This window comes from Methylobacterium brachythecii (assembly GCF_014196345.1).
Taxonomy (GTDB): domain Bacteria; phylum Pseudomonadota; class Alphaproteobacteria; order Rhizobiales; family Beijerinckiaceae; genus Methylobacterium; species Methylobacterium brachythecii.
The window spans coordinates 45,358-57,208 of record NZ_JACIDN010000008.1 but is presented as its reverse complement, the minus strand read 5'-3'; the positions used below and the strand labels follow the sequence as shown (position 1 = coordinate 57,208).

15 protein-coding genes and 1 riboswitch are annotated in these 11,851 nt (G+C 67.4%); of the genes, 9 read left to right on the top strand and 6 right to left on the bottom strand.

Annotated features, from left to right (window positions below; all coding sequences use genetic code 11):
• Window positions 1–8: 8 nt before the first annotated feature.
• Complete coding sequence (locus GGR33_RS19920) at window positions 9–260, bottom strand: hypothetical protein (protein ID WP_183508507.1); 252 nt, start codon at window positions 258–260, stop codon at window positions 9–11.
• 170 nt (window positions 261–430) lie between these two features.
• On the opposite strand from GGR33_RS19920, the gene flaF reads away from it, so the two are divergent.
• Entirely contained in the window at window positions 431–811 is a 381-nt protein-coding gene (gene flaF, locus GGR33_RS19915) for a flagellar biosynthesis regulator FlaF (RefSeq protein WP_183508505.1), read from the top strand.
• Window positions 812–843: 32 nt separating this feature from the next.
• Here flaF and GGR33_RS19910 read toward each other — a convergent pair whose 3' ends face one another.
• The 3 genes from GGR33_RS19910 to GGR33_RS19900 form a co-directional block, all read right to left on the bottom strand.
• Window positions 844–1,179 (bottom strand): hypothetical protein, encoded by a 336-nt coding sequence (locus tag GGR33_RS19910; protein ID WP_183508503.1) that lies wholly within the window; start codon window positions 1,177–1,179, stop codon window positions 844–846.
• Between the two features lie 186 nt (window positions 1,180–1,365).
• Window positions 1,366–3,258, bottom strand: coding sequence for a phosphomethylpyrimidine synthase ThiC (thiC, locus tag GGR33_RS19905; protein WP_210302118.1), 1,893 nt, complete (start codon window positions 3,256–3,258; stop codon window positions 1,366–1,368).
• 75 nt (window positions 3,259–3,333) lie between these two features.
• Window positions 3,334–3,441, bottom strand: a riboswitch (TPP riboswitch).
• A 57-nt stretch (window positions 3,442–3,498) separates the two neighbouring features.
• Window positions 3,499–4,269: a site-2 protease family protein gene (locus GGR33_RS19900; RefSeq protein WP_183508501.1), complete on the bottom strand. Its 771-nt coding sequence runs from the start codon at window positions 4,267–4,269 to the stop codon at window positions 3,499–3,501.
• Between the two features lie 132 nt (window positions 4,270–4,401).
• Here GGR33_RS19900 and GGR33_RS19895 point away from each other — a divergent pair, with 132 nt between their 5' ends.
• The 3 genes from GGR33_RS19895 (at window position 4,402) to GGR33_RS19885 (ending at window position 6,808) form a co-directional block, all read left to right on the top strand.
• Window positions 4,402–5,238: an alpha/beta hydrolase gene (locus GGR33_RS19895; RefSeq protein ID WP_183508499.1), complete on the top strand. Its 837-nt coding sequence runs from the start codon at window positions 4,402–4,404 to the stop codon at window positions 5,236–5,238.
• Window positions 5,238–5,603 carry a restriction endonuclease gene (locus GGR33_RS19890; protein WP_183508497.1) on the top strand — a complete coding sequence of 122 codons (366 nt, stop codon included), beginning with the start codon at window positions 5,238–5,240 and terminating at the stop codon, window positions 5,601–5,603. The genes GGR33_RS19895 and GGR33_RS19890 overlap by 1 nt, the downstream gene beginning before the upstream one ends.
• Before the next feature lie 101 nt (window positions 5,604–5,704).
• Window positions 5,705–6,808 (top strand): acyltransferase family protein, encoded by a 1,104-nt coding sequence (locus tag GGR33_RS19885; protein WP_246413309.1) that lies wholly within the window; start codon window positions 5,705–5,707, stop codon window positions 6,806–6,808.
• Here GGR33_RS19885 and GGR33_RS19880 read toward each other — a convergent pair whose 3' ends face one another.
• On the bottom strand, window positions 6,809–7,501 hold the full coding sequence (locus tag GGR33_RS19880; RefSeq protein WP_183508493.1) for a ceramidase domain-containing protein: 693 nt from the start codon (window positions 7,499–7,501) through the stop codon (window positions 6,809–6,811).
• A gap of 93 nt (window positions 7,502–7,594) precedes the next feature.
• Between GGR33_RS19880 and xth the strand changes: the two genes are divergently transcribed.
• From xth to GGR33_RS19855, 5 genes are all read left to right on the top strand, one after another.
• The gene (gene xth / locus GGR33_RS19875; RefSeq protein WP_183508912.1) at window positions 7,595–8,392 is read left to right on the top strand and encodes an exodeoxyribonuclease III; all 798 of its coding nucleotides are present in this window, start codon (window positions 7,595–7,597) and stop codon (window positions 8,390–8,392) included.
• Between the two features lie 61 nt (window positions 8,393–8,453).
• Window positions 8,454–8,924 (top strand): hypothetical protein, encoded by a 471-nt coding sequence (locus GGR33_RS19870; RefSeq protein WP_183508491.1) that lies wholly within the window; start codon window positions 8,454–8,456, stop codon window positions 8,922–8,924.
• Window positions 8,925–9,030: 106 nt separating this feature from the next.
• Window positions 9,031–9,948, top strand: a complete 918-nt coding sequence (locus GGR33_RS19865) for a thioredoxin family protein (protein WP_183508910.1) — start codon at window positions 9,031–9,033, stop codon at window positions 9,946–9,948.
• 31 nt (window positions 9,949–9,979) lie between these two features.
• Complete coding sequence (locus GGR33_RS19860) at window positions 9,980–10,648, top strand: LON peptidase substrate-binding domain-containing protein (protein ID WP_183508490.1); 669 nt, start codon at window positions 9,980–9,982, stop codon at window positions 10,646–10,648.
• Between the two features lie 72 nt (window positions 10,649–10,720).
• Window positions 10,721–10,927: a Trm112 family protein gene (locus GGR33_RS19855; protein ID WP_183508487.1), complete on the top strand. Its 207-nt coding sequence runs from the start codon at window positions 10,721–10,723 to the stop codon at window positions 10,925–10,927.
• A 32-nt stretch (window positions 10,928–10,959) separates the two neighbouring features.
• Here the strand turns inward: GGR33_RS19855 and GGR33_RS19850 are convergent, their stop codons facing one another.
• Window positions 10,960–11,790, bottom strand: a complete 831-nt coding sequence (locus GGR33_RS19850) for a GNAT family N-acetyltransferase (RefSeq protein ID WP_183508485.1) — start codon at window positions 11,788–11,790, stop codon at window positions 10,960–10,962.
• Window positions 11,791–11,851 lie beyond the last annotated feature (61 nt).

Sequence of the window (11,851 nt, the reverse complement as noted above, 5' to 3'; positions counted from 1 at the left end):
ACGCTCGCTCAGGGCGCGACGTACCAGAAGCGGCGGCGCGAGAAGAGCGCGTCGGCTTGCGCCGCGGTGGCCTGCGAGGCCTGCGAGTTCACCGGCGGCGCGCAGGCGACCTCCTTCCGGACCGGAGGCTCGATCAGGGCGGCCTGGGCTGGCGGAATGAGCCCGAGGCGGGCCTGGATGTCCGGATGGCGCGCAGCGGAAATGGTCGCGATGCAAGCGATCAACCCGCCTGCCACCAGACCGAGAAGGAAGTTCATCATCCAGGCCGGATCCCGGCTCAGTCGTGCCGCACGAGGGAGAGTCGATCTCTCGCCGCTCATCCGGGCGCCATTGCGGCAAGTCTGAGCGCTGACTCCAATTTTTAATATTCGGCATGCCAGAACTCGCATGCCGGACGGGGCAACCGTCCGGGCGAGGAGATGCCGGGGCGATGATGCAAGGGGCCAACGCATACGCAAAGGTTGCACGCAGCGCCTTGACGCCTCGAGAAGCCGAAGCCGCCGTTCTCCTGAAAGCCGCCGGACGCCTCCAGGCCTTCACCACGGGTGAGGTCACGGGGTCCACTGAGCTGAACGAAGCGCTGATGTTCAATCAGAGGGTCTGGACGATCCTGGCCGGCGCGGTTGCCGACCCGGCCAACCCGCTGCCCGACGACATCCGCCAGAACGTCACGAACATCGCGATCTTCGTGTTCCGCACCATCATCGACGCGATGATCGAGCCCGCCGCCCACAAGCTCGAGGCGCTGGTCTCACTCAATAACCATCTCGCAGCCGGCCTGCAGGGCAGCCCGACTCCTTCGGCGGCCTAAAAACCTCGGTAGAGCGAAGAGACGCACGCCGGTCAGGCGTGCTTCTCGATCCGTTCACCGACCGGAGGGTTCTGCTCGCGTCCGTAGACACGCGCCTTGATGACGATCTCGTTCGGGATCTGAACGATGACGTCGCCGCTCACCGTATCGGTGATCCGGAAAACGACGGATTCGGAGTCCTTGTCGCGGACATAGCCGCGGCTTTCGTCGGCCCGGCGCCGATTGGCGGCTTCTGGGCTGAGGTCGAGCGAAACTGCGGGATCGAGCGTGCGGTCGCCGTCTCCGCGATCGCTGACGCCGGTTGCGCGGCTGATCGGTTCGATGGCGGGGACCGGCGGTGAAAACTGAACTGGACGGATCGGCTCCATGGCATGCTCCCGTGGTGCGAGTGAGCAACGTCCATGGAATCCGTGCGCGAGGTCGCCGGAGTCTTAACGCAACCTCTTTGTCCCCTGCCAACCTCGAGTAGTGTTGACGCGACGTTAAGTCCGTTCGGACATTTGTCCGCAAAAGCGGCCGGCATGCGCTGTCGAGCACGCCGGCCCGCGTCGATCTTACTCTGCAGCGTCGACGTAGAGCTTGCCGCCTTCCTCCAGGAACTCCTGCGACTTGGCAGCCATGCCGGCCTTGCGCTCGGCCTCCGTCATCGGCTTGGCCTCGCCGATCACGATGCCGGCCTCCTCCATGGCGAGCACGTCGGCGCGTAGGTCCTGCGTGATCTTCATCGAGCAGAATTTCGGGCCGCACATCGAGCAGAAATGCGCAACCTTGTGTGCGTCCTTCGGCAGGGTCTCGTCGTGGTAGGAGCGGGCCGTGTCCGGATCCAGCGAGAGGTTGAACTGGTCCTCCCAGCGGAAGTCGAACCGGGCCTTCGACAGGGCGTCGTCGCGCAGTTGCGCGGCGGGGTGGCCCTTGGCGAGGTCGGCGGCATGGGCAGCGATCTTGTAGGTGATCACGCCGGTCTTCACGTCGTCGCGGTTCGGCAGGCCGAGATGCTCCTTCGGTGTGACGTAGCAGAGCATCGCCGTGCCGAACCAGCCGATCATCGCCGCGCCGATGCCGGAGGTGATGTGGTCGTAGCCCGGCGCGATGTCCGTGGTCAGCGGGCCGAGGGTGTAGAAGGGCGCCTCGCCGCATTCGCGGAGCTGCTTCTCCATGTTCACCTTGATCTTGTGCATCGGCACGTGGCCGGGGCCCTCGATCATCACCTGGCAGCCCTTGTCCCAGGCGATCTTGGTGAGCTCGCCGAGCGTCTCTAGCTCGCCGAACTGCGCCGCGTCGTTGGCATCGGCGATTGAGCCGGGGCGCAGACCGTCGCCCAGCGAGAACGAGACGTCGTAGGCCCGCATGATGTCGCAGATCTCGTCGAAGCGCTCGTAGAGGAACGACTCGCGGTGTCCGGCGAGGCACCAGCGCGCCATGATCGAGCCGCCGCGCGAGACGATGCCGGTGGTGCGACGTGCGGTGAGTGGCACGTAGGCGAGGCGGACGCCCGCGTGGATCGTGAAGTAGTCGATGCCCTGCTCGGCCTGCTCGATCAGCGTGTCCTTGAAGACCTCCCAGTCGAGCTTGAGCGGGTCGCCGCCGACCTTCTCCAGGGCCTGGTAGATCGGCACCGTGCCGATCGGGACCGGCGAGTTGCGCACGATCCACGAGCGGATGTTGTGGATGTTGCGGCCGGTGGAGAGGTCCATGACCGTGTCGCCGCCCCAGCGGATCGACCAGACGAGTTTTTCCACCTCGTCGGCGGCCGAGGAGGTGACGGCCGAATTGCCGATATTGGCGTTGATCTTCACCAGGAAGTTGCGGCCGATCGCCATCGGCTCGAGCTCGGTGTGGTTGATGTTGGCCGGGATGATGGCGCGGCCGCGGGCCACTTCCTCGCGCACGAATTCCGGCGTGATGAAGGGCGGCACCGAAGCGCCGAAGCTCTCGCCGTCGGCCAGCGCCTCGTGGGCGCGCTCCAGCATCTGCTCGCGGCAGGCGTTCTCACGGTGGGCAACGTAGATCATCTCCTCGGTGATGATCCCGGCGCGGGCGAACTCGTGCTGGGTGACCATCTGGCCAGCATCGGCGCGGCGGATGACGCGCTCGGCAGGGCAGGGGGCAACGAGCTTGTCGGCGGCAGCGAAGCCGTTGTCCTCGGGCTTGACCTCGCGCGGCTTGACGGTGGCGTAGGCGCGCTTGGCGATCCAGGGCTCGCGCACCAGCGGCAGGCCCTTTTCGAGATCGATGCGGGCATCGGTCTCGGTATAGGGGCCGGACGGGTCGTAGACGCGGACCGACGGCTCCTTCGGATCGGTCAGCACGATCTCGCGGAACGGCACCTTGATGTCGTCGCGCCCCGGCACGCTCGAATAGACCTTGCGCGAGCCCTGGATCGGGCCGGTGGTGACGCTGGCGGGGGTGCCGTTCGGAAGGTCCTTGGGACGGACGGGTGCGTTCATCAGTGTCGCTCCTGGCGTTGGAGGCGACCCGCTTCACGGCGACGATACGGCAAGAGGATCGACGCGCTCGCCGCGCCGGCCATCAGTTCCCGTCCCTACGCCGGTACGAGCCGGATCAGGTTCAAGGGTCAGGGCGACGCGCCCAATCTCAGCCCCCATCGTGGGGCCCCCCTCGGAACGGTTCCAGAGTCGGAGTCTGGGAGAACTTTGTCAATGCGCCTTCTGAAAGGCGGCGGTCTCCTACCAGAGCCGCATCAGACGGTAGCCCATCACCACGTCCTGCGGCGAGAAGCCGAGATGCACGGTGATCCAGAGGCCGGCCCGAAAGACGGAACGGGCGAAGGCGCCCGAGAGCAGGAACATGCCGGTGATGATCAGGCCCGAATACCGGGCGATCTGGTCGCCCGACTCCCGCATGCCTTCGGGGATCCATGGGCGGATGATGCCGTAGCCGTCGAGGCCGGGGATCGGCAGCAGGTTCAGGACGATCGCTGTCGCCTGATAGAGGGCAGACACCGCGATGACGGCCCGGATCGCGTCGGCGCTCTCACCCGCGAGCTGGTAGAGCACCAATAGGAAAAGCAGGAACAGCACGTTCATCGCCGGCCCGGCTGCCGAGACACCGCTCTGCCAAGGCGGCGAGCGGAGCAGGTGCCGGTTCACGAGGACGGCGCCCCCCGGAAAGCCGATGCCGCCGAGCAGGGTGAACAGGACCGGCATGGCGATCGAGTTGATCGGGTCGGCATAGTAGCGCGGATCGAGCGTGAGGTAGCCGCTCTGGGCGATCTCGTGGTCGCCGCCCTTCCAGGCGACGTAAGCGTGCCCGAATTCGTGCAGGCAGAGCGAGAGCACCCAGCCGGCCAGCACGAAGACGAAGGCGAGGCCCTTCTGGCCGCCGATGCCGAACTGGATCGCCAGCCCCGCCAGCGCGAAGGTCAGCAGGATCATCAGGAAGTTGAAGCTCGGGGCGACGGCCCCGCTCAGCCTGCTGGTTCCGGGTATCTGCACCATGGTCACCCGAGTCGACGCCGGAACGGTGATCGGGGGTTTGCCCGATCCGCCCCGTGTTTGGGAAGAGGCCGAGGTTTTCGCGGGATCACGAGGCGGTGTAAGCAGCCTCGCGATCCTGAGCCTGGCGGGACCATGCGCATCATCGGATACGGCGTCCTTGCTCTGCTGTGCCTTTACGGAGCGGGCGTCGGCGTTCTCGCCACCTACCAGCGCCGCATGATCTATCCGGGTGCCTTCGACCCGATTCCCCACGATGGCGCGGTGCCGGCCGGCACGCAGGCCGTCTTGGTCGCCACCCCGGATGGCGAGCGCTTGCACGCTCTCTGGGCAGCGCCGAAACCCGGCTGCGGCGTGGTGCTGAGTTTCCATGGCAACGGCTCCTTCCCGGAGGAGCACGCGGCGCGTTTCGCCGCCTCGCCGTGGCGCGAGGCGGGATGGGGCGTGCTCGCCATTGCCTATCGCGGCTATGTCGGCTCGACGGGATCGCCCACGGAGACGGGCCTGATCGAGGATGGTCTCGCCGCCTACCGCTTCGTGACCGAGGGGGCGCCGGGCGCACCGATCCTGCTCCATGGGCACTCACTCGGAGCGGCCGTCGCCGTCGCCGTCGGTGAGCAGAAGCCGCATCTCGGCCTCTATCTCGAAGCACCGTTCGACTCGATGATGCATGCCGCCGCGACGCATGTGAGCTACGTGCCGGTGAGCTTGTTCCTTCTCGATACGTTCCGCTCCGATCGTCGGATCGCGCAGGGTCGGGACCCAGTGCTGATCGTACACGGTGACGACGACACAATCGTGCCGGCAGAACTCGGCAGGAACCTAGCCGCCGCCGCGGGAGCACGCGCCAAGATCGAGGTGATCCCGGGCGACCACGTTTCCATTCTGGGCCTGCGCGACCGCGAGGCGGAGGCGTCGTTTCGCGTGAAGCTGCCGCCTGCCTGCGAGGCGGCCCGCGCGGCGGCGCGCTGATGGTCGGCCGGCGCGCGCTGCGATGGCGCGAGAGCGAGGCCGCTATTGATCAGGCCGAGCCGGTGATCTGTCCGCTCTGCGAGCGGCCCATTCCGCCCCGGGCGCAGCAGAGCCTGCATCATCTGCTGCCCAAGCTGAAGGGCGGTGCGCGCGGCATGACCGTGCGGCTGCACCAGATCTGCCATTCGGCGATCCATGCGCGCTATAGCGAGGCCGAGATCGCTCTCCGCCTCACCGACATCGAGGCCTTGCGAGACGATCCGGAGATCGCGCGGTTCGTCGCCTGGGTCCGCACCAAGCCCGACGACTTCCACGCGCCCACCCGCATGACGCTGGGGCGGCGCGCGGCAAAACGCGAGCATTGATTTAACGCGTCGTTTCCGACGTTTCGCGCTCGGTCCGCCCGCCCGGCTGCCTCCTTAACGATCGCACTGCACGATGGTCCTGTCCCATGGACCCAGTCGACATGAGTGCATCGCTGAACGCCACCCGCACCCTCGCGCCCTCCGACGCCGTCCGCTGCGCCTGGGTGGATGTCGCCAAGGGCCTCTGCATCGTCCTCGTGGTGATGATGCACTCCACCCTCGGCACCGGCGAAGCGATGGGCGGCGAGGGCTTCATGCACCACGTCGTCGCCTTCGCGAAGCCGTTCCGGATCCCGGACTTCTTCCTGCTCTCGGGACTGTTCCTCGGCCGCGTGATCGGCCGTGACTGGCGTCTCTTCGCCGACCGTCGCGTCGTGCATTTCGCGTATTTCTACGTGATCTGGGTGCTGATCCAGTCGGTGGTGAAGGCCGGCCCGATCGTCGAGGGCACCGATGGCGCGGCCGGAGCACTCTCGGCCTTCGGCCTGCATCTCGCCTGGGCGCTGGTCGAACCGTACTCGACGCTGTGGTTCATCTACCTGCTTGCCGTCTTCTCGGTGGTGACGAAGTTCCTGCACAAGCGCCTGCACCCGCTCGCGCTCGTTGCCGGAGCCGCCGTTCTGCAGAGCCTGCCGCTGCATGGCGTGCCCTACCTGCTGGAAGAGTTCTGCGGCCGCTACGTCTACTTCCTGATCGGCTTCGTTTTCGCCGAGCGCATCTTCGACATCGCGCAGTGGGTGAGGGGACATGTCGGCCCGGCTTTGGCGGGGCTCGCGCTCTGGGCGGCGCTGAACGCCGCGCTCGCCTTCACCAACACGGGGTTCGAGCACTATCCGACCCTGGCGAGCCTGCCCGTCGTCAGTCTCGTCATCGGCAGCCTCGGCGCGATGGCGATCGTCGCGGTGGCAGCGCTGCTGACGGAGGCCGGCGGTTCCGTCACGCGAGCCTTGCGCGCCTGCGGCGAGCGCTCGATCGTGATCTACCTGGCCTTCTTCCTGCCTATGGCCCTGACGCGCGGGGTGATGGTCAGGGCCGATCTCGATGTCGGACTGGCCAGCCTGATCGTGACCGCTGTGGCCGTGGTGACGCCGCTGGCCTTCGCGCGGCTGATCCGCGGAACGCGGTTGTCCTTCCTGTTCCACCGCCCGGCGGCCTTCCATATCGCCGACGCGCCCAAGAAGACGCTTCGGATGCAGCCGGCCTGATCAGGCCTCGGCCTCGCGGAAGCGCAAAGCCGTGGCGATCAGCAGGTAGAGCACCGTCGCGTTGAGCAGGTGCCAGAGGAAATGCGTTCCGCTGACGAGCTCCCGGCAGACGGCGCGGTCGATCGTCCGGCAGGTCAACGAGAGCAGGAAGAGCGCGGCGACGCCGAGAAGCGCCAGCCCCGCCTTGCGCCGCGCTGCCGCGCCGGAAACCGCCAGCACGCCGCCGACGATCACCAGCGCCAGCACCGCCGGCACGTAGTCGATCGAGCCGTTGGTGAGCGCGGCACTCGACTGGCCGAGCACCATATCCGCCAGGGCGCCGAAGCCGAGGTTGAAGGCGGCGAAGGCCACCGTGACCACGATCGCAGCGAGCGACGGCAGGTCGAGGAAGCGACGCAGCGCGAGCAGCAGGTAGGCGTAGATGAACAGGCCGATGGGGATGACGTCCGCCAGCATCGACCAACGGTTCGCGAGGGTGTGGAACAGGAACGAGCCGATCCCGACCACGGCCACCAGTCCCGCGAGCACCAGGGCGGCCGGATCGCGCCGCTCGGCACGCCGCTCGTGCAGCACCGCGACGCCCGCCGCGGCCAGGAATGCGCCGTTCGAGACCGCGTTCAGCGGCTCGGCCCAGAACGAGCCGTCGAGGCGCTCGCAATAGGCCATCACCGGCGCGAACCAGGAAGCATCCATCGTCCAAAGCCCTTCGCTCGGCGCGCCTTGCCAGAGCGGCGCGAAGGCCCGATGACGGCAGCCCGATCACTGGCGGCGAGCACGCGGCACCCGATGCGGATCACCACCTGGAACGTCAACTCGATCAAGCAGCGGATCGGCCACCTCGTCGCCTTCCTCGACGAGGCGAAGCCCGACGTCGTCTGCCTGCAGGAGCTGAAGTGCCAGGACCCGGCCTTCCCCCGCGAGGAGGTCGAGGCCGCGGGCTATGCCGTCGAGACGCTCGGACAGAAGGCCTATAACGGCGTCGCGCTGCTGGTCCGTCGCCCGCTGGAGATGACCGAGGTGCTGCGCGGGCTTCCCGGCGACCCGGAGGACGAGCAGGCGCGCTACCTCGAAGCCCTGGTGGTCGGCGAGGGCGAAACGCCGGTGCGGGTCGCCACGATCTACCTGCCCAACGGCAACCCGGCGCCCGGCCCGAAATACGAGTACAAGCTCGCCTTCATGGAGCGGCTGCGGCTGCATGCGCGCCGGCTCATGGAGACGGAGGAGGCGCTGGTGCTCGCCGGCGACTACAACGTCATCCCGATGCCGGAGGACGCCGCAAACCCCGAGGCTTGGCTTCAGGACGCGCTCTTCTTGCCGGCGACCCGCCGCGCTTTCCGTGCGCTGCTCGCCGAGGGTTTCACCGAGGCGGTCAGGGCCTGCGACCCGCGCGAAAAGCTCTACACCTTCTGGGACTATCAGGCCGGCTGCTGGCAGCGGAACGCCGGTATCCGCATCGACCACCTGCTGCTCTCGCCGCAGGCTGCCGACCGGCTGGTCTCGGCCTCGATCCAGAAGCACCTGCGCGGGCTCGAAAAGCCCTCGGACCACGTGCCGGTGACCGTCGAGCTGGCCGCCGCCGCTTGAAAGCCCGGCCGTCGGCCCCAAGACTCCCCCACCAAGCCCCGAGGAAACGGACATTCTCGCCATGACGCCAACGCTGCGCGCGCTTTTCGCCCTAGCCGTCCTGTCGGCATGTGCCGGGGCTGCCCAGGCGCAGACCGTCGTGACCATGGAAGGCCGCTGCGAGAAGCTCGTCATCGCCGGCCAGGACATCACGCAGAACTGCAAGGAAAAGCTGACCAACACCGTCGTCGGCACACGCACCAGCTTCGACTTCGCGGCGCATGACGGCCAGACGCTGAGCTTCGCGGGCAGCGGCGCCCAGCAGGAGGCGACCGAGGTCACCGAACAGCTTCAGCCGATCAACCTCGTCACGCCGGGCCGTTCGAGCAAGGAGGGCATCGTCCGTTCGCCCGCGCCCGGCGTCGGCTCCTGCAAGTTCTCATCGCCCGAGCCGGGCAAGACACAGATTGCCTGCGAGGCCAATTCGCAGGGCAAGAGCTACGTCGGCATCTTCATCACCGATGCCAAGCCGAAGGACGCGCCGAAGCCCTGAGGGCAGCCGTTACGGATGCGCGTGCGACCGGTCTGGTCAGACGTGCGTCAGACCCCATCTAACCCTGCGAATATCCCACATCATGCGTATTGCTTCCGAGGGCTCCATGCTCACCGATCCTCCCGCGCTCGGCGCCAATCCCGGTGCAGCCGGCGGGCTGGTCAAGGACACGACGACGGCCGGCTTCCGTGCTGACGTCATTGAAGCGTCGATGAATCAGCCGGTTCTCGTCGATTTTTGGTCGCCCCGCGCACCCTCCAGCAAGACGCTCTCGGCCGTACTCGAAAAGGTCGTGGCCGGCGCGGGGGGCAAGCTGAAGCTCGTCCGGTTGAACGTGGATGAGCATCCGGCGGTGTTCAGCCAGATCGGCCAGCAACTCGGATTGCAGGGGGTGCCGGCGGTGATCGCGATCGACCGCGGCCGGCCCGTCGACATGTTCAGCGGCGCGCTGCCGGAGGCCGAGGTGAAGGCCTTCGTGATGCGCTTGATCGGCCCCTCGGAGATCGACCAGTTGCTGGAGGAGGCCGGCCGGCTCGCCGGCGAAGGCGACCATGCCCAGGCCTCCGAGATCTATACGGCCATCATCCGCGAGGAGCCGGACAACGTCCGCGCCTTCGCCGGCCTCGCCAAGGGCCAGCTCGACCTGGGCGAGACCGAAAACGTCCGCCGGTTGCTCGACATGGTGCCACCCGACAAGGCCGCCGACCCTGCTTTGGCCAGCGTGCGCGCTGCCCTCGATCTCGCCGACCAGGCAGAGAGCCTCGGTGACCTCGCCGGCCTGCAGAGCAAGGTCGACGCGAATGCCGACGACCATCAGGCTCGATTCGATCTCGCCGTCGCGCTCAATGCGCACGGCAAGCGCGACGAGGCGGTGGACCAGCTCGTCGCCATCTCCCGCCGCGACCGCACGTGGAACGACGAGGCCGCGCGCAAGCAGTTGTTGCAGTTCTTCGAGGCCTGGGGCCTGATGGATCCGGCTGCGATCCGCGGACGCCGCCAGCTCTCGACGCTGATCTTTTCATGACCCATTCGCGGCGCCTCGGGGAGGCCGGCCGATGAGCCTGCATTCGGGCTACAAGGGACCGGGCGATTGCCCGGCCATCATCCCGGTCTTCCCGCTGCCGGGCGCGCTGTTGCTCCCGCGCGGACAGATGCCGCTCAACATCTTCGAGCCGCGCTATCTCGCCATGGTCGACGATGCGCTGCGCTCCGAGCGGATCATCGGCATGATCCAGCCGGATGCCGAGGGCGGTGGGCCACCGATGGCGCCACGGCTCTACAAGGTCGGCTGCGCAGGCCGCATCACGCAATATGCCGAGACCGGGGACGGGCGCCTGCTGATCTCGCTCACCGGCGTCGCCCGGTTCCGTGTCGAGAGCGAACTCGCTGCCGCCACGTCCTATCGCCGCTGCCAGGTCTCCTACGACGGCTTCTCGTCGGATTTCGAGCCGCGTGCCGGGGAGGATGCAGTCGACCGCGAGGGCGTGCTCAAGGCGTTGCGGGATTTCGTCGAGGTCAACGACCTCAAGGTCGACTGGGGTGGCATCGAGGAGGCGCCGAACGAGGCGCTGGTCAACGCGCTCTGCATGATGAGCCCCTTCGGGGTGCGCGAGAAGCAAGCCATGCTGGAGGCTGTCGACCTCAAAACCCGCGCCGAAGTGCTGATCGCCGTCACCGAGATGGAACTCGTCCGCGGCGACGGATCTGAGCCGACTTTGCAGTGATTTTTTCGATGCGGTCGCGGCGCCCGTGAGGCTATACGCGGCGCGCGTCCCCTCAACGATGAGATCTGTTTAATGGCCGACGACACTACCCAGCCGGTCGAGGCGACCCGCGTCGATCCCAAGCTTCTGGAACTCCTGGTCTGCCCGCTGACCAAGGAATCGCTCGACTACGACGCCGCGCGTCAGGAGTTGATCAGCCGCTCGGCCAAGCTCGCTTATCCAATCCGCGACGGCATCCCGATCATGCTGCCGGAAGAGGCGCGCACGCTCTCCGATTGATCGAGGGGCGCTACGCCTGCCGCGACGGCGGTTCAGGCGGCGGCTGTCCGGTCCTGCTCCGCGAGCGCCGCTCGCCCGATGGCGCGGCGCCCGAAGATCGAGCGGGCGAAGTCGTCGAGCGGCAGCATGATCGGCAGGACGTATTCCTTGAAAGTCGGCTCGAAGATGGGTGCGCCGACAAAGCTCAACCCGATGCCGAGCAGGAAGCGGACGATGGCCGGCAGCGGCAGCGTGTAGAACTGGCCTGCTTCGGCGAGCCGGCGCTGCTCCTCGGTGAAGAACGGCCGGCTCGGGACGTGGTCGGGTTCCGGCAGGGTCGAGCGCAGGCAGGGCCGCGACGCGGTGCGGCCTTTTCGCGCCAGGATCGAGAGGATGATCTCGGTATCCGAGCGGAGGTCGGTTTCGGTCAGGCTGAAGCCGATCCAATGGCTGATGCCGTCGCGGCGAGAGGCTTCGTAGGCCGCCTTGTAGAGCCGTCCGATCGCCGGCGAGCCGCGATGCTCCTTAAGGATCGCAGCCCGGCCGAGTTCCGCGATCCGGGCGAGAGGCGGCATGTCCTCGATCCGGCATTGCAATTCGAGCGGCAGGCCGAAGGGCAGGCGCTGCACGCGCGCCACCGACGGGTTCGGTCGCAGCAGGCGGATGGTTCCGACCGCCTCCTCGTCCTTGTAGCAGACGAAGTTGTCGGTGGTGTCGAGGACGTCGAAGCCGTTGATCTCGCGGAGCGCCGGCAGGAGGCCCGGTTCGAGCTGCATCGCTTCCGAGAACACTTGCCAGCGCACCCGCGCGGCGATGTCGAGCTCGGACACCGTGGCCGCCTTGGCGACGCGGTAGCTGCCGGATGCGATTTCGTTCGTTGCCATCGCGAAGGGGCTCAACTCATTCCGCGGCATTCCGGGGCTGCGAAGCGCAATCCCGGAATGC